17 protein-coding genes and 1 tRNA gene are annotated in these 17100 nt (G+C 59.4%); 15 read left to right on the top strand and 3 right to left on the bottom strand.

The features are described 5' to 3' along the window. Positions 1–17: 17 nt before the first annotated feature. Complete coding sequence (rpmA, locus tag JNK54_01625; GenBank protein MBL8022971.1) at positions 18–305, bottom strand: 50S ribosomal protein L27; 288 nt, start codon at positions 303–305, stop codon at positions 18–20. 1 nt (position 306) lies between these two features. Continuing rightward, the gene (gene rplU, locus JNK54_01620) at positions 307–642 is read right to left on the bottom strand and encodes a 50S ribosomal protein L21 (protein ID MBL8022970.1); all 336 of its coding nucleotides are present in this window, start codon (positions 640–642) and stop codon (positions 307–309) included. 146 nt (positions 643–788) lie between these two features. Between rplU and JNK54_01615 the strand changes: the two genes are divergently transcribed. From JNK54_01615 to JNK54_01590, 6 genes are read left to right on the top strand one after another with little or no spacing between them, the layout of a single operon-like run. Beyond that, entirely contained in the window at positions 789–1403 is a 615-nt protein-coding gene (locus JNK54_01615) for a radical SAM protein (protein ID MBL8022969.1), read from the top strand. A 9-nt stretch (positions 1404–1412) separates the two neighbouring features. Further along, positions 1413–2492 carry a hypothetical protein gene (locus JNK54_01610; protein MBL8022968.1) on the top strand — a complete coding sequence of 360 codons (1080 nt, stop codon included), beginning with the start codon at positions 1413–1415 and terminating at the stop codon, positions 2490–2492. A 46-nt stretch (positions 2493–2538) separates the two neighbouring features. After that, entirely contained in the window at positions 2539–2997 is a 459-nt protein-coding gene (locus JNK54_01605) for a glycogen-binding domain-containing protein (GenBank protein ID MBL8022967.1), read from the top strand. Further along, positions 2984–4951, top strand: coding sequence for a hypothetical protein (locus JNK54_01600; protein ID MBL8022966.1), 1968 nt, complete (start codon positions 2984–2986; stop codon positions 4949–4951). The genes JNK54_01605 and JNK54_01600 overlap by 14 nt, the downstream gene beginning before the upstream one ends. Before the next feature lie 20 nt (positions 4952–4971). Continuing rightward, positions 4972–6543, top strand: a complete 1572-nt coding sequence (locus tag JNK54_01595; protein ID MBL8022965.1) for a Do family serine endopeptidase — start codon at positions 4972–4974, stop codon at positions 6541–6543. Continuing rightward, complete coding sequence (locus tag JNK54_01590) at positions 6540–7466, top strand: response regulator (protein ID MBL8022964.1); 927 nt, start codon at positions 6540–6542, stop codon at positions 7464–7466. The genes JNK54_01595 and JNK54_01590 overlap by 4 nt, the downstream gene beginning before the upstream one ends. 9 nt (positions 7467–7475) lie before the next feature. Here the strand turns inward: JNK54_01590 and JNK54_01585 are convergent, their stop codons facing one another. After that, positions 7476–9746 carry a YfhO family protein gene (locus JNK54_01585; GenBank protein ID MBL8022963.1) on the bottom strand — a complete coding sequence of 757 codons (2271 nt, stop codon included), beginning with the start codon at positions 9744–9746 and terminating at the stop codon, positions 7476–7478. Positions 9747–9846: 100 nt separating this feature from the next. Here JNK54_01585 and JNK54_01580 point away from each other — a divergent pair, with 100 nt between their 5' ends. From JNK54_01580 to JNK54_01540, 9 genes are all read left to right on the top strand, one after another. Then, complete coding sequence (locus JNK54_01580) at positions 9847–10278, top strand: hydrogenase maturation protease (GenBank protein ID MBL8022962.1); 432 nt, start codon at positions 9847–9849, stop codon at positions 10276–10278. Beyond that, positions 10271–10645, top strand: coding sequence for a hydrogenase maturation nickel metallochaperone HypA (locus tag JNK54_01575; GenBank protein ID MBL8022961.1), 375 nt, complete (start codon positions 10271–10273; stop codon positions 10643–10645). The genes JNK54_01580 and JNK54_01575 overlap by 8 nt, the downstream gene beginning before the upstream one ends. Next, positions 10629–12893, top strand: coding sequence for a carbamoyltransferase HypF (gene hypF, locus JNK54_01570; GenBank protein ID MBL8022960.1), 2265 nt, complete (start codon positions 10629–10631; stop codon positions 12891–12893). The genes JNK54_01575 and hypF overlap by 17 nt, the downstream gene beginning before the upstream one ends. After that, entirely contained in the window at positions 12884–13105 is a 222-nt protein-coding gene (locus JNK54_01565) for a HypC/HybG/HupF family hydrogenase formation chaperone (protein ID MBL8022959.1), read from the top strand. The genes hypF and JNK54_01565 overlap by 10 nt, the downstream gene beginning before the upstream one ends. Beyond that, positions 13102–14199, top strand: coding sequence for a hydrogenase formation protein HypD (gene hypD, locus JNK54_01560; GenBank protein ID MBL8022958.1), 1098 nt, complete (start codon positions 13102–13104; stop codon positions 14197–14199). Before JNK54_01565 ends, hypD begins: the two co-directional genes overlap by 4 nt. Next, on the top strand, positions 14196–15224 hold the full coding sequence (hypE, locus tag JNK54_01555; GenBank protein ID MBL8022957.1) for a hydrogenase expression/formation protein HypE: 1029 nt from the start codon (positions 14196–14198) through the stop codon (positions 15222–15224). Before hypD ends, hypE begins: the two co-directional genes overlap by 4 nt. 10 nt (positions 15225–15234) lie before the next feature. Next, positions 15235–16170 (top strand): universal stress protein, encoded by a 936-nt coding sequence (locus JNK54_01550; protein MBL8022956.1) that lies wholly within the window; start codon positions 15235–15237, stop codon positions 16168–16170. An 83-nt stretch (positions 16171–16253) separates the two neighbouring features. Then, the gene (locus tag JNK54_01545) at positions 16254–16910 is read left to right on the top strand and encodes a dienelactone hydrolase family protein (GenBank protein MBL8022955.1); all 657 of its coding nucleotides are present in this window, start codon (positions 16254–16256) and stop codon (positions 16908–16910) included. Positions 16911–16985: 75 nt separating this feature from the next. After that, positions 16986–17058, top strand: a tRNA-Thr gene (locus JNK54_01540). Positions 17059–17100 lie beyond the last annotated feature (42 nt).

The raw sequence follows: 17100 nt of genomic DNA, 5'->3' as shown, positions 1-17100 counted from the left end.
AAGTTATTCCGTCTCGTTTAGGCGCTTGCGGCGACGGGGTAAACCGACACGCATCGGCGATGGACGCCGCGACGGCCGGGAGTGCCTCGGCGATATTCGAATTTGACGATCCCCGAAATGTGCGCGAAAATGGTGTCGTCTTTGCCGCGCAGGGCGTTCCTTCCTGCCGCGATCGGTGTGCCCCGTTGACGAATGATGATGTCACCGGCGTGAACTTTTTCACCACCAAAACATTTGACGCCGAGTCGTTGGCCGGCGGAATCCCGCCCGTTGGTTGTGGATCCTTGTGATTTTACGGATGCCATATTACGCTCCCGTGGAAACGCTGTTGATCAAGATCTCGGTCAGGTTTTGCCGATGGCCTTGTAATTTCTTGTAACCCTTCTTGCGGCGTTTTTTGAACACCAAAACTTTTTTGTCGCGGAACTGGCGCACCACTTTCGCCGAAACCGCCGCGCCGCTCACCGTGGGGCGGCCCACTTCGGCTTTGTCGCCGTCCTTAAAAAAGAGCACGTCGCTGAACGTAATCTCCGCGCCAACTGCCTGCTCAAGTTTCTCCACGTGGAGCCGCTGGCCGGGGATCACTCGGTATTGTTTGCCGCCAGTGCGGATAACGGCGTATGTGTTCTCGATCTCTGTCATAGTGAGCGCCAATAGTAAGAATTTCCCGTTGATTTGTCAAGGGAGAATGTAAATAGCCCCGTCCCGTCCGCCTTTCAAAACCATGCGGGTGAAGACTGGGAAAGGGCAAGCCCCGGTTGGGGGTTCTCAAATGATATACTAATTTCGTGGACAAAAAACAAGTCACCGTTTACGAATACGAGGGCGGGCTCTACGTTAACCTCACGAGCCGGTGCCCAACCGCCTGCGCCTTTTGTGTGAAGTTCTCTTGGGATTATATGTATCGGGGGAACAACCTCAAGTTGGTGGAGGACCCCTCCGTCACCGAGATTTTGGCGGCCACCCCGGCGGACCTCTCTTCGTATCGGGAAGTGGTGTTTTGTGGATACGGGGAGTCGACCTACCGGATACCGGAGATGCGAGAGTTGACCGCCGCGTTTCGCCAGCGGGGAGCCAAGCGGGTTCGGCTCAACACCGTGGGGTTGGGAAACCTGATTAACGGGCGGAACATCGCGCCGGAGTTGGGGTCTTTCTTGGACGCGGTGTCCATTAGCTTGAACACCGTTGACCCGGAACAATACGCCAAGATCATGCGCCCAAGGCCGGAGTTTCGTGAAGGGGCTTTGGAAAGTGTGAAAGAGTTTATCCGCGAATGCGTGCGGTCTGTCCCAGAAACGGTGGTGACGGGGGTGGAGTTGCCAGGCGTGGATTTGGCGGGTGTGCGGGCCGTGGCGGAAGCCGCGGGCGCGCCGTTTCGAGCCAGACCTCAACTGGAAAACTAAAAATTTCGGATGGTCGATTTTCGGCGGGTGGGGGTGTTGGCGGACGATTTTTCGGGGGCGGGGGATGTGGCGTTGGCGTTTGAAGCCGCGGGGTTTTCGACGGAAATTTGGGCCCCGGTGGGGGGGAAACCTCGCCAACCGGATGCGGGCGTGCGGGTGTGGATTTTGGACACGGAATCCCGGGGGCTGCCTCCTTTAGAGGCCGCGCGGCGCGTTCGCCGGGCCTTAACCGCGTTGGCCCCCTGGAAACCTTCCTTTATTTTTAAGAAAATAGACTCGACCCTCCGGGGGCCGGTGGGCGCTGAGGTGGCGGCGTTTGTGGGAAAGCTGAGGCCGGACCGGCCGGTTCCGTTGGTGCCGGCGTTTCCGCGCATGGGGCGATCCACGGTGGGGGGCCGGCATTTCGTGGAGGGTGTGTCTTTGGATCGGTCCGCTTTTGGTTCGGATCCCCGGCATCCCGCTCGGTTGAGCCGGGTGGAAGATATTGTGGCGCTACCGGAACCTTTTCGGGCGCGCGTTTGGGTGCCCGACGTTGAGAACGATCGGCAGATGGCGGGGGTGGCTCGCCGGGCGCTGGCCGGGCGGTGCGCGATCGGGTCGGCGGGGTTTGCGGCGGCGTTGGCCCACGGGATGGCGGGCAAAAAGGTGACGCGGAAAATGAGTGGGAGATCGGTTCCCTTGGTGGGTCCCCCTGTGGTGGGTGTTGTGGTGGGGTCCGCGCACCCGTTGACGGAGCGGCAGGCGGATCGGTTGAAGAACGGGACGCGGCGGGGCCCGTGGCACCTGATTGAGCGGCCTTTGGAGCGGGGGGTGCCAGCGAAAATTTTGCACCGGGTTGTTTTGCAGGCTCGGTTGATGGAAAAGGTTCATCGGATTCGGCGGTGGGTGGTGACGGGGGGAGAGACCGCCTTTGCCTTGGCCCGTTTGTGGCGGTCGGCCCGGTGGCGGGTGGTGGCGGCGGTTGAGAGCGGGGTTCCCGTTTGTCGGTCTGTGGGAGAGTCGCCCCGCGTGGTGGCCATCAAACCCGGCGGGTTTGGGTCGGAAAAGGCGCTGGTTCGGGCGGTTCGTTTTTTATCTCGAAAGGATTAGACCATTGGAAAAAACTCATTCCGTTCCATCTCCAGAATCAACGCGGATGCCGCCACCTTTTTGGGTGACGGCCCTTTTCATTCTTGTGGCGGTGGGCGTGTTGTGGTATCCCACCCTCGGGTTGATCGAGAGTGTTCAAGTGTTTCATGGGAAGCGAGAGTTGACCCCGGCCCTTTTATCGAAACGAGCGGGGCCGGAACCCTCTTTGGTTCCCCGTCCGCCCACCGAAATTCGCGCGGCCCCCGTGGTGGATCGTCCGATCACTTTTCGGTTACTGGCCCCGGCGGCCCGGGAAGTTTTTTTGGGCGGGTCCTTTAATCATTACAAAGCCTCGAAAAATCCCATGGTGAAGGGCTCGGATGGAATTTGGGAATCCACTGTTCCGCTTTTGCCGGGGAGTTACACCTACAAGTTTAAGGTGGACGGGAAATGGATTCTGGATCCGACGAATCCTGAGAAAACACCGAACCCCCGGGAGACTTCTTTAATCCATGTCCCTTCCTAAAAAATATTTTCCAATTCTGGTGGGGGTGGGGATCTTTTTCGCCGGGTGTTTGGGCCCGGTGCCCCGGCGTGGGACGCCGCCCTCGCGGCCCCCTGGGGCGGTGCCGCCGCCCGTGAGTGATGAGGTGATTTTAACCCCGGAAGAAACCGTGGAGCCTGGGGTTGAGATTCCCGTTATTTCTGAGGGCCGCGGTCGGGGGGTGGCGGTGTGGGTTCCCGGTGTTCGTACGGACCCGTTGGCTTCCGCGCGGTATTTGTCTCAACGGCCGTGGATGCGGGTGACGGCTGTTTTCCCCGAGCGGTTTTTGGGGGACGACGAAAATTCCCGTCAGGCGCGGGCGCTCTTCCACGAACTGATTTCTTTAAAACAAGTGGAGTTGGTTTTGACTTTGCCCGACCGGCCGGTTTTGCCTTTGATCCTGGACATGCAGAACGCTCTCCTTTCGTCCCCCACCGTGGCGGCCCTGCCCGCGGCGTTCGCCCGCCCTTCAGACGTGGTGGACCAGGTGGGGTTGGCGCGGGAATCGTTTCGCCGTCGGTGGAAGGTTTCGCCTGCCGGGATGGAACTTCCTTGGGGCGTGGCTTTGGGGCCCGAATTCCCTCTCCTCCGAAAATTGAAAATCGAATGGGGGCTCTTGCCATCGTCGGGGACGACCCCCGCGGTGATTGAAGAATTTAAAATTCCGGTGGTTCGGCCGGCGGCGTTTCCGTCTCGGACGTTGGAGCGGAAGGTGTGGTTTGCGGAGCACGCGCAGGAAACTCTCTTGTCATCGGGAACGGTGGGGCCCTTGCAAGTGGAATCCATCGAGGATTTGGAAAACGTTGAAACCCTGGCCGAGGGGCCAGTGGTTTGGGTGCTCCTTTCTGAATTTCTAAAGGAGGGGGTGCCTGAAACGGTGGACCGGGTGTTTCCGGACCCGGTGGACTTTACCCCCTGGGTGGGGGACGCCGAAGAGAACAGGGCCTGGGACCTTTTGGGGATCACGCGTCTCGCGGTGGACGGCTATCAGAATTCCGGCACGGCGGATTTGAAAACGTTGGATTTGGCCAAGCGGGCCATTCACAGCGCGGAGAACGGCGATTATTTTTTCCGGTTGGGGGCGGAACGGAACGTGGACCGGGGCAACGATGTGGTGCGCGATTTTACCGCGACCCTGGCCCAGGTGTTCCAAATCATCGGTGTGCCTGTGCCCCCGGAGATCCGCGGTGGGTTTACGGGGCAGGGAATTGTTCCGGCGGATGGGGACGAACCCGACGGCGTTTTTGAACGGGAGGGCGATGTGTTGCGTTGGCGGGACGCCACCAACGACGACCGGGGACCGGGCGATTATTTTTATCCGACAGGCGCCCAGTTTCCAACGGGGGCCTGGGACATTGTTTCGTTTGATGTTTATCCTCGGAATGAAACGGTGACTTTTACGTTTACCTTTACAGCGCTCCCGAACCCGAGCGAGGCCCCGGCGGGGTTTTCGTTGCCGTTGGTTGATTTGTACATCGACATCAACCATTCGGTGGGGGCGGGATCCCAGGAGTTTTTACCGGGTCGGCCCGGCATGGCGGAGGCCTTGGACGCTTGGGAATACGCGCTCTCGGTGGACGGGTGGGGCGCTCGGTTTTTCCAGCACGTCTCGCGCAGGGGGGCTCAGCCGGTGGCGGTTTTTTCAGCGGTCAAGAAAACAGCCCGTTCTTTTTCGGTGACGGTGCCCCGGCGGTATTTTCGCGGGGAACCGGAAGCGTGGGGCTACGCGGTGGTGGTGATGGGGCGATCCTCCACAGGGGACCCTTTGCCGGTGGGTGTGGAACCGGGATCCGCCCAATTTGGCGGCGCGGTGGCGGACCATCCCGCGCCCCCGTACATCGATTTGATTGTGCCGGAGGGATCCTCCCAATGGCGAGTGTTGGGCGCTTATAAAATGGGGCAAGACATTACTCTTCCGTTTGTGCGTGCGGAATAAACCGAGAAAAGGAGACGGTCATGGCGGACTCTAAAAATAATCGGTTGGTGTGGTTGATGGGAATCTTTATCTTGGTTATTTCTGTTTTCGTGGTTTCGGAGCAGCGGGGGGAGAGCGGGATCCGTGATTTGATTCCCCCTTCCTGGCGGCCGGCGGCCGTCGAAGAAGGGAAAAAGGTGGAGCCGGTTCCTGTGGAAGGGCCCGTGTTGGATTTGCAAGACTCTTTTGCCCGGGTGGCGGCTCAAATGAAACCGGCCGTGGTGAGCATCACCGCCACCCATGTGGAAAAGGTTCGGGCGATGCCGGACCAATTTTATTTCGGGGACCCCTTTGAAGAGTTCTTTCAGGAATTTTACGGGAGGCCCCGGGAATCCCGGCGGCGGCCGGCCCCCCGGTCCTACGAACGGCGGCAGCAGGGGATGGGGTCGGGGGTGGTGGTGGACCCCCGCGGGTACATCTTGACCAACGAGCATGTGGTGCGCGAAGCGGACGAGCTGACCATTACCTTTCAGGTTCCGGAGGAACTCAAATTTGTGGGGAAAGTGGTGGGAAGTGACCCGCGTTCGGATTTGGCGGTGATTAAAATTGAACCGAAATCTCCTTTCCCCTACGCGGTGTTGGGGGATTCCGACAAAGTGCGTGTGGGGGACTGGTCCATTGCGGTGGGCAGCCCGTTTGGGCTGGAGCAAACAGTGACGGTGGGTGTGATCTCGGCCATGCGGCAGTCTTTACAGATTGAAGGGGTTTCTTATTCTGGGCTTCTGCAAACGGACGCGGCCATCAACCGGGGGAATTCCGGCGGGCCGTTGGTGAACATTCGCGGCGAAGTGGTCGGGATCAACACGGCGATTTACGCGCCCACCGGCGTTTTTGCCGGGATCGGGTTTGCGATCCCTTCGAACCGGGTGAAAGAAGTTATGGACCAATTGATTGAAAAAGGCCATGTGGTGCGCGGGTGGATGGGGGTTGAAATTTTGCCTGTGAACGACGTGATGGCCCAACAGTTTGGACTGGAGAAGACCGAGGGGGTGTTGGTGAATATGGTTCAGCCGGACTCGCCCGCAGAAAAAGCCGGGTTGAAGCGGGGGGACGTGATCGTGACGTTTAACGGGAAGCCGACCCCGGACCCGGTTGTCTTGCGGGATCTCGTGGGACGCACGCCGCCGAAAACAACGGTCAAGATGGATGTGATTCGTAACGGGAAGAAAGTTCCTTTGACGTTGACCACCACCGAAATGCCAAAAGACCCATCATCGACATCGGGAGTGACGGAGGAAGAGTCCAACGAAGAGGTTGAACCCGCGGAATGGGAAGGCGCTCGGGTGGCCCCGTTGACGCCGGAATGGGCCCAGCGGTTCGGGGTGCCCGCGGCGACCGCCGGGGTGTTCGTGACCGGGATTCGGCCTGGGGGATTGGCGGAACGGTTGGGGGTGGACCAGGGCGACGTGATTGTCTCTGTGAACCGTCAGCCCACGCCCACGCTGGTGGCTTTTCAAAAAGCGGTTAAATCCCTTTCCACCAAAGACGGGGTTTTGTTGGATGTGGTGCGTCGGGGGCGGTCCCTTTACTTGAGTTATCGCGACGGGCAATGACCGAAGCCCCCGCGCGAATTTTGGTGGTGGAAGATGAACCCACAACGTCCAAAATTTTGGGGCTACTTTTAACGAAAGAAGGGTATGCGGTGTCTTTTGCCGGCGATGGTAAAACGGCCCTGGTTCTGGCGCTGGCCGAGAGGCCGGACCTTATTCTTCTGGACGTTTTGTTGCCGGAGTTGAGCGGGTTTGAAGTGTGCCAACGGTTACGGCAGGACCCGTCCACCTGTTTGATCCCCATTATGTTGTTGACCGCTCTTTCCGAGATTAAAGACAAAGTGACGGGGTTTAAGTTGGGGGCCGACGAATACGTCACCAAACCCTTTGATGTGCTCGAATTGTTGGCGCGGGTGGGGCGTGTTCTTCGGCGCAGTCGGGAAGGGTTGGCGGCAAACCCGCTCACGGGGTTGCCGGGCGGCGTGGCGGTGGAGGAGGAAATTCGTCGGCGGGTGGTCGCGAAAGCGCCGTTTTCTGTTGCGCGGGTGGCTGTGTCGGGGTTAGGGGAATTTAACATGGCTTACGGTTATGAGCGGGGAGACCATGTGATTCGGTTGGTCGGGATGATCCTTAAAAGCGCGGTGTTGGAGTTGGCCGACCGAAACGATATCGCCGCTCATTTCGGCACCGCCGATTTTGGGTTTGTGTCGACCCCTGCCCGTGCGGAAGTGGTGGCGGCCCGGGTTTTGGAAAACGCGGAAGTTTTGTTGATGATGCAGTACGATGAGCCCGACCGGGTGCGGGGACGGTTTGAGCGGGGGTCTGGGCCGTTAATGAATTTGAAGGCGGGGATTGTGGATGTGTTTCCGGGGGGGCCTACGCACTCGGCGTCGATTCAAGATGTGGTGCGGGCGGCTTTGCGTGAGGCGAAACAGTTTGTCGGGCCGCACCTGATCCGTCGGTCGGTGGGAGGCGAGCAGGGGTAAGGAAAACTCTTACAGATCAGCGCTGTAGGAGTGCAGTTTTTTGCCGACCCAGAGGAAGAAGCCCAGGGCGGTCAAGAGAGTGATCAGCAGGCCCACTCGAAACAGTTTGGGGCGATAAAGAATATCCACGCGCCAGGAATCTTCCGGGGTGGCCACCGCTTGAAACGCGTGGTTCGCCCGGAGGATCGGTTCCCGTTTTCCGTTCACATAGGCTTCCCATCCCGGATAATAGATTCCGCTGTAAACCAACCAACCTTTTCCCATTCCTTTCGCAGCGACTCGGCCCGGTTCGTCTTTCCAGCCGTCGAGTTGGGGCGTTCCGGAGGACGGGGGCACCTTTGTTTCTAGAACCACTTCCTTTTGCGGTCGCCAGGGGCCAAACAAATAATTCAATCGTTCTTCGGCGTTGGACCTGACCACGGCGGTGGGGACCACTGTCACTCGCGGCAGTGCGGTGGGGCGGGAATACAAGAGGGCGTTATCGCGCTGGCCGACGAAAACGGACGGAGGCGGTAGGGAGATCGTTGACATCACCAGGGCCCCACCCAAAAAATCGAGCGCGGGGCTTTCCCCCGGCAACGCGGGTATTCTTCGGCGAAATTCGGTGAAGCGTTGGAAACCGAACACCTCATAAGCCCAGGTGTGGTGGACACGGAAAGGCAAGGCGGTATTGGGGTAGAACGCTTCGCGGAGAGAATGGTATCCGTCCACTAGGTTGGTGCCGCCCATGATTTTCGATCCTTTCATGGTCTCGGGGCTGATGCTAAAGCGGAAAGGGGAATCTTTCATCATGTGGGCGAGGCCCACGGGGCGGTGAAACAGGCTGGCGGGGCCGGAGGGTTGGAGGGTGCGGCCCAGGGTCCACAACTCCAACAAGGTGAAACACCACAAGACGGCCCATCTCTTATGACGGAAAAAGAGCCAAACGCCCACAAAACAAAGGGTTGCTGCTGCGGAGATTCCGCCGGCTTCGATCACCCACTGGTCTTGGGCGGGGGTGAGGGAACTTATTCCCAGGAGGGCGTGGAGGGTTTGGGTTCGGACCGTGGGCGAAAGAGCCAGTGCTAGGCTTGTGCTGAGGAGCGTGAGGGTTATCAGAGACAGGAGAAGGTTCCGCCCTCGGCGGGGATGGGCGCCTTCCGTGGCCCAGAGAACAAGGCAGAGGAGGCCCATTACAGAAGCGTTGGAAAAATGGGTCAGGTATCGGAACCCCGGTAAGACGGTTCGGGCCCATCCGAAAAAGGGATCGATTCCGAACGCGAGGATTCCGGACACGGCGGCGATGAGGCTGAGGACCATTGTTTTTCGAAATCCGCCTCGCCAGAGTCCCGCGAAGGACAAGAGGACGACCGGGGTTCCAAGGAAAAAGGTCGTGAGCCAACTCCGCTGGATGGGCCAGAACTCGGCACCGAACGGATCGGACTGGAACGCCAGGGCGACAGGGTTGGTGATCCAGGGAATCCAGAGTTTGACCAGGAAGATCGGTGTGAGCAGGTGGAGGCGGGTTTCCCCTATTGTCATGGCGGTGCGGATGGACTGGGTTGTGGTTTCCCACGAAGGCAAAATTTGTGCGAGAGTGAGAAGGGTTCCTGTGGCGATGGCGATGGCCCAGAACACGAACGGTGTGAAACGCGTTCGCCAGGGGGGCGGGTGGGTGGGGGACAGGCTGGTGGAGAGGGTTCCCGCCAGGGACAGGAAGACCCCATAATAAACAAACTGGATATAGCCCGTGGAGAGGGCTAGGAAGGTTGTGGCCGCAAGGGCAGGCCAGCACCGGGCTATTCCAAAAAGGAAAAAGAGGGGCAGGTAGGCCATGGCCCCGGTGGCGGAGGGGAATTCCCACTGGCTCACCGCAAACCCGCCCCAGGTGAACGCCAACGCGGCCAGGGCCGCGGGGGTGTGGGTGGAGCTGAAACGGAGTTTGGAGTCTCCGATCCATCGTCGGGCGAGGAAATACGTGAAAAAATAGAGCAGCGTTTGGCTGAGGACCAAAAAGAGGTTATGGGCCCAGGGGAACGGAAAAATCCAAAACAGGATGGCCAGGGGGTTCATCAGCATGGTTTGCGGGTTGGCGAAAAAGGGTTCGCCGCAGGCGGAGTAGGGGTTCCATAAGGGGAAGCGGCCCGCCTGAATTTCTTGCGCGGCATACGTGAGCCAGGGTTGGAACGAATAGGTAATGTCCCCCAGGAACGGGGTGTTGCCCTTCAGGAAGGGGTAAAAAAAGAGGACCGCCGGTGCGAGGAAAAGCATGGCGGCGCGTTTTAATTCTCGGCTGGTCATGGAGGAAGTTTAGGACATGGGTTGGGGCGGCGCAAGGAAAATGCTTTTTTTTCTAAAATCACCGTTGCGGGGTATTCCCACAAAGTGGTGAAATGGGACAATGGATACGTTAGTTTTGGCTTGTGGGAACCTCATTCGCGGAGATGATCAGGTGGGGTGGCGGGTGGCTGAGGCGGTTGAGCGGGCGGCGCTGCCGGGGGTGGAGGTGCGGCGGGTTCATCAGTTGACGCCGGAAGACGCGGAAATTTTGGCGAACGCGCGGCGGGCCGTTATCGTTGACGCGGGGGTGGGGCGGCGGTCTTCTTTCCGTCGGGTGGCGGGGCGGGCGGGGGTGGCGTTGACCCATCATTTAACCGCCGAAACGTTGGTGGGGTTAGCGGAACGGCTTTTTGGTTCGGCATCAGAGGTGTATCTCTTTACGGTGGCGGGGGTGTCTTTTGATTTGTCGGAGGGGATGTCCCCGGCGGCGGAGAGGCGTGTGCGCCGAGCGGCGCGGCGGTTAATCTTATTCTTGGAGTCTTCCCATGCATGAGCGGCCTTTTACACAAAAAATTGTTGAGTCTATTTTGGATTCTTTAAAAGATTATCCGTCTGGACGAGTGACCTCTGCCCGGGTGCTTGTTGGCGAGGTTTACCATTTGGTTCCGGACAGTGTGCGGGCTCATTTTGAGAGTCTGACGTTAGGGACCCCACTGGAAGGGGCTGAACTGGATTTGGTGGAGGTGCCGCTTCGTGTGAAATGCAACGGGTGTGGGGAAGTGAGTGGAGTGGAGGACCATCACGCGCCGCACTGCGAAAAATGTGAGTCCGTTTCGGTTACGAACGTGGAAGGGCATGAAATTCGGGTGGAAAGCGTGGCTTTGAAAGTGCCAGAGGGGGCGGGTGACCATCGCGGATGAACCCTTAGCGCGGGTTCGGTTGGACGTGCGCGGGGCGGTTCAAGGGGTAGGGTTTCGACCTTTTGCGTTTCGGTTGGCGGAGACCTTATGTTTGGCGGGGCGTGTGCGGAACACCCGGCGCGGGGTTGCGGTCGAAATTGAAGGCCCGATGGGGGTGGTGGATCAATTCGTGCGGCGGCTGAAAGACGCGGGGCCGCCGATTCGTGTGGAGGAGGTTCGGCGTCGATCGCTGCCGGTTCGGGGCGAGAGCGGGTTTCGTATTTCCGTGTCGGCCCATCGGCGGGTGGGGACGACGGCGCCGCCGCCGGATTTGGCGTTATGCGCGGAGTGTCAGCGGGACCTCTTTGATCCTCACCATCGGCGATTTCGATATCCGTTTACGGCGTGTTCTGTTTGTGGGCCGCGGTTTTCTATTGTGGACGGAGTTCCTTACGACCGGAATCACACGACCATGCGGCGGTTTCCCCTTTGTGGCGTCTGTGCGGCCGAATACGACAATCCCCGGGATCGCCGGTTTCATGCCCAGGCCACCTGTTGCCCGGACTGCGGGCCCCAGCTCGAATGTTGGGCGCCCGACGGGCAGGTGGTGGCGCAGAAAGACGCGGCCCTTCAATGGGCGGCGCGGGCTATCTTGGATGGTAAAATAATTGCGGTTAAGGGATTGGGTGGATTTCAACTCTTGGCGGACGCGCGTCGGGTGGACACGGTTGACCTGTTGCGTCAACGGAAGAGGCGAGAAGAAAAACCGTTTGCGGTGATGGTTCCTGATGTCGCGGCGGCGGCTCAACTGTGCCGGGTGTCGGATGAAGAGCAACGGTTGTTGCAATCGCCCGAGGGGCCGATTGTCCTTCTTCGTTGGGCGGGAGGGGCGTCGATCGCGGAGAACGTGGCCCCGGGCAACCCGGATCTGGGCGTGTTTTTGCCGACCACGCCGATACACGCCCTTCTCCTTGCGGACGTGAAGGGGCCTGTGGTGGCGACCAGCGGCAATGTGATCGACGAGCCTATTTGCACGGATGAGTTGGAGGCGTTGCGGCGGTTGGCGGGGATTGCGGATTTCTTTTTGGTGCATAATCGGGGGATTGTTCGGCCGGTGGAAGACAGTGTGGCCCGGGTGATCGAGGGAAAAGAGGTCGTTCTTCGGCGGGCCCGTGGGTATGCGCCGGCGCCGTTTCCATTTCCCACTGGGGCGCGGCCTGTTTTGGCTTTCGGCGGGCATATGAAAAATACCATCGCCGTGGTTCAGCGGGACCGTGTGGCCATGGGGCCCCATGGGGGCGATTTGGATACGCCCCAGGCGGTGGACGCGTATCATCGGGTGGTGCACGATTTGCCTTGGTTGCATGGGGTTCGCCCGGCGGTCTTGGTGGCTGATTTTCACCCGGACTATGCGTCGACGCGGTTGGCCAAGACACGATCGGAGCCCTTGCGTTTTGTTCAACATCATCACGCGCATTTCGCGGCGTGTTTGGCGGAATGGGGAGTGGATGGGCCGGCTTTGGGAATTGTTTGGGACGGTTCGGGATGGGGACCCGACGGAACGGTGTGGGGCGGGGAATTCTTGGTGGGCGGGCGGGCAGACGTTCGGCGGTTTGGACATTTTCGTCCCTTTGATGTGCCGGGCGGGGAAGCGGCGGTGCGAGATCCTCGGCGGAGTGCGGTGGGGTTGTTGTACGAAAGCGGGGATCGGGTTTTGGATTTGGCCCGGGAATGGTTTGGGGAAAAAGAGGCCGCTCTATTCGTACAGGCGCTTGAGAAAAAGTTATTGTGTTTTCGCACGTCAAGTGTGGGCCGATTGTTCGACGCGGTGAGCGCCTTAATTGGGGTTCGGGACCGTGCGGGGTTTGAGGGGCAGGCGGCCATGGCGTTAGAGTTTGCGGCTGACGATGGGGTGGAGGCGTATCCTTTTCAATTAAGTGGGGATCCTTTGGTGGTGGACTGGGGGCCTCTTCTCTCTGGCGTGTTGGCGGATCGGGAAGCGGGGGTGGCTCAGGGGCGCATGGCGGGGCGGTTTCATCAGACACTTATTGACGTGATCGCGGCGGTGGCGCGGCGGGCGGGAGAGAAACGGGTGGTTTTATCCGGGGGATGTTTTCAAAATAGGCGGCTCTTGGTGGGGGCATCACGGCGGTTATCCACCGACGGATTTGAAGTCCTTTATCACCGGCGCGTGCCCACCAACGACGGCGGGTTGGCGTTGGGGCAAGCGGCGGTGGTTCGGGCGGGAGGAGGAACCTTATGTGTTTAGCGGTGCCGGGGCGGGTGGTGGAAATCGTGGGCGTGGATTTGGCACGGGAAGCGAAGGTCGATTTTGGCGGGGTGTTCCGTCGGGTGAGTTTGGCAGCGCTTCCGGAAGCGGCGTTGAACGATTTTGTGCTTGTGCACGCGGGGTTTGCTATTGCCCAGGTGGATGAGGAAGAAGCCCAAAAAACTTTAGTGGATTTGGAGAATCTTGATTGAAATTCTTAGATGAGTTTCGCGATCCGGGTCTTGTGCGCCGGTTGGCCGACGATATCGGGCGGGCTGTGACGCGGCCCTGGACCTTGATGGAAGTCTGTGGCGGTCAGACGCACAGTATTGTTAAAAATGGGTTGGACTCTCTTTGGCCTTCCCTCATTACGATGGCTCACGGGCCGGGGTGCCCTGTGTGCGTGACGCCCGCGGAGGCTGTGGACAAAGCTGTGGATTTGGCCGAGCGGCCCGGTGTTCTTTTGGCTTCCTTTGGAGACATGATTCGGGTGCCGGGAACGCGGGGAGATTTGGCGTCGGCGCGCGCGAGGGGTGCGGATGTGCGGGTGGTTTATGGGCCGTTGGACGCGCTGGCGTTGGCGCGAAAGTATCCCGAAAAGACTGTTATCTTTTTTGCCGTTGGCTTTGAGACCACGGCGCCGGCTGTTGCTCTTACTGCGGCACGGGCACGGGAAGAAAATATTCGGAACTTTGCCCTTTTGGCTCGGCATGTGTTGGTGCCGCCGGCTTTGGAAGCCATTGCGGCATCGCCGGAAAACCGGGTGCAGGGATTTTTGGCCGCGGGGCATGTGTGCACCATTATGGGGGAGGCTGCCTATCGGGATTTCGTGGCGCGGCGCCGGATCCCCGTTGTGATTACGGGGTTTGAACCGGTGGACATTTTGCAGGGGGTTTTGGCTTTGGTTCGTCAATTGGAAGAGGGGCGGGCGGAAGTGGAAAATGAATACGCGCGGGTGGTGCGGCCGGGAGGAAACGCGTCGGCTCAAAAACTGGTGGAACGGGTTTTCGAAGTTGCCGACCGGCCTTGGCGTGGGTTTGGCACGATCCCGGAAAGCGGGTTGCGGATACGGGATGCTTTTGCGGCGTGGGACGCGGAGCGACGGTTTGATCTTTCGCACGTGGGGGTGGAGGAAAGCGTGGGGGACTGTCGAGCGGGAGATGTGTTGCGGGGTTTAATTAAGCCGGCCCAATGTCCGGTGTTTGGTACCGTTTGCACACCGGAGAACCCGTTGGGGGCGCCTATGGTTTCCTCTGAAGGGGCGTGCGCGGCTTATTTTCGGTATCGCCCGGTGGCGGTCTCGTGATCGGGCAATGCCCGACACCCCGGGTGGATGGGGGGCTCGTTCACCTGGCCCATGGTGGTGGGGGACAAAAGAGTTGGGATCTTATTGAAAAAGTTTTTCTCCCCATTTTTGGGGATCCTTCTTTAGGGGAGCGTTCGGACGCGGCTGTTTTGCCGGGCGGGAAACATGTGGTTTTAACGACGGACGCGTTTGTGGTTCGGCCGTTGTTTTTTTCGGGAGGGGACATCGGCCGATTGGCGGTGTTCGGGTCGGTTAACGATTTGGCCATGGCGGGAGCGCGGCCCTCTTATTTGACGGCCGCGTTTATCCTGGAAGAGGGATTGTCGATGGACATTCTTCGTCGGGTGGCGGAATCGATGGCTGCCGCGGCCAAAGAAGCGGGGGTTCGTCTTGTGGCGGGGGACACGAAAGTTGTGGGGCGTGGTCAGGCCGACGGTCTTTACATCGCCACTACGGGTGTGGGATTTTTAGAGACCACTCAGAGAATTTCGCCGTCTCAGGTGACGGCGGGGGACGTGGTGTTGGTTTCAGGTGATTTGGGGCGTCATGGGGTTGCGGTGATGGCCGCTCGGGAAGGGTTGGATTTTGAGTCTGCGGTGGAATCGGACTGCGCGAATCTTTGGCCCGCGGTGGAGGCGCTTCTTTTGGCGGGAGTGGAGGTTCACGCGTTACGGGATTTGACCCGGGGTGGTTTGACGAGTGCGGTGAACGAAATTGCGCGGTCGTCCGGCACGGCGTTGCGACTCGAGGAATCCGCGGTGCCGGTTTCTCCACCGGTTCGGGCGGCTTGTGAAGTTTTGGGTCTGGACCCTCTGGCGGTGGCTAACGAAGGGCGGTTTATCGTTTACGTTCCTGAAAAAGACGTCAATCGGGTTTTGGACGCTGTTCGTCCTTTCTCCCCCGAGGTTTGTGCGGTTGGCCACGTTCTGCCGGGGCCTTCGGGACGGGTGACGGTTCGTCCTCTCTTGGGTGGGGAACGTTTATTGGATATGCTTTCGGGCGAACTTTTACCACGGATTTGCTGAGGAGGTCGGCATGAAAATTTTAGTGGGGTATGAGGGCTCCGCCGCCGGCGACGCGGCTATCGCGGATTTGTCTCGCGCGGGGTTGCCGGCGAAGGGCGACGCAACGGTTTTTACGGTGGCGGATGTGTGGCCTTCGGCAGTAGAAAAACCTTCACCGCAAGTTCTTCGAGCCATTCCCTATGTGGCCCAGGCGCGCGAACGGGCTCAGGCGCTTTTGGTTTCGGCTGGTGAGACGGCGCGCCGGGGGGCGGGTTTCGTGCGTGCCGCTTTGCCCGGCTGGCGCGTGACCGCGGAATCGGTGGCCGATTCGCCCGCTTGGGCGATTTTTAAAAAAGCTCGGGATGGTGGAGCGGATTTGGTGGTGGTGGGATCCCGAGAGAAGTCCCGTTTGGCCCGTTGGGCTTTGGGCAGTGTCTCTCATAAAGTGTTGACGGATTGTCAGACTTCTGTCCGCGTGGGGCGGGAGCGCACAGCGGGCAAAGGGCCTTACCGCATCTTGTTGGCGGTGGACGGTTCATCTGACGCCGAGCGGGCGGTGGTTCAGGTGTTGGATCGGAATTGGCCGGCCTCAACCCTGGTCCGGGTGGTCGCCGTGGCTGACGATCGGTTGAGGCACGCGCCTGTTTCTGTCCCCGCGCTGAAACGGTGGGCCAAGCCGGATGACGCTGATCCTCGCTCCTGGCTGGGCCGACTTGTGGAGTCCGTGGAGCGAAGACTGATCGCGCGGGGGTTATTGGCGACGGGGCGTGTGCGAGAAGGAGATCCTAAAAAAGTTCTCGTTGATCAGTCTGTCCGATGGAAAGCCGACGTTATTTTCATGGGCGCGCGCGGTCTTACCCTATGGGAACGGGTTTTGTTGGGAAGTGTGTCTTCGGCGGTTGCCGTTCGAGCGTCTTGTGCGGTGGAGGTGGTCCGTTCCCTTTCTCAAAAAGGCCGAGGGAAATGATCCGGCCCGCGGGTAGCGGATTTTTATAGAATGGGGTTATTGTGAGCCCGTTCAGTCGTCACACGGCCGACCGTTTAGTTGAAATTGTTGCTTCCGACGCGACCTTGCATGGGGATCTTTTTTTGCCAGATTCTCCTGGGGGGCTGGTCCTTTTTGTTCATGGGCCGGGAAGCAGTCGCCACAGTCCGCGGAGCCGAAAAATTTCCAATGTCCTGACCGGTGTTGGAGTGGCCACTTTGCTCTTTGACCTTCTCACTCCACCTGAAGACGCCGAGAATCAGTGGCGTGGTCATTTGGGTTTTGATATCCCGTTTTTGGCCGGCCGTCTCCTTGCGGCCATGGATTGGGCCGCGTTGTCTCCGCTCACAAGAGATTTGGGTATTGGACTACTGGGGGCCAGCACGGGGGCCGCGGCAGGGCTTTTCGCAGCGGCCGAGAGACCTCTAGAAGTTCAGGCGGTTGTCTCGCGTGGAGGCAGACCGGATCTGGTGACTGAACAACTTCGACATGTGGTGGCTCCGTCGCTTTTTATTGTGGGTGAAAAAGACGAGCCCGTTTTGGGTTGGAACAAAGTAGCCGTGAATCATTTGTCTGGAGATTATTCCTTGCACATTGTCTCTGGGGCCACTCACCTGTTCCCTGAGCCAGGAGCCCTAGAAGAGGTTTCCCGTGTGATCTCCGAGTGGTTTGTCAAATACCTTCAGCGGAGCCATCCCCCTCACCCGCATTCCCCTGGGTAAGGAAAAAAATTTGTTCGTGTTCATGTTTCGATAGGAGAAAGCGGTCAGGGCGCGTTGGGACAGACGCTTGTTTTTGCCGAGGTAGCTCAATCGATAGAGCACCCGCCTTGTAAGCGGGAGGTTGTGGGTTTGATTCCCATCCTCGGCTGATTTTATTTTTGGTTGGTCTTGATTTGTGGTTCTGGTTTGG

The sequence above is a fragment of the Elusimicrobiota bacterium genome (assembly GCA_016788905.1).
Lineage (GTDB): Bacteria > Elusimicrobiota > Elusimicrobia > FEN-1173 > FEN-1173 > JADKHR01.
The sequence above is the reverse complement of the archived record's forward strand: the minus strand, read 5'-3'. Positions and strand labels throughout refer to the sequence as shown.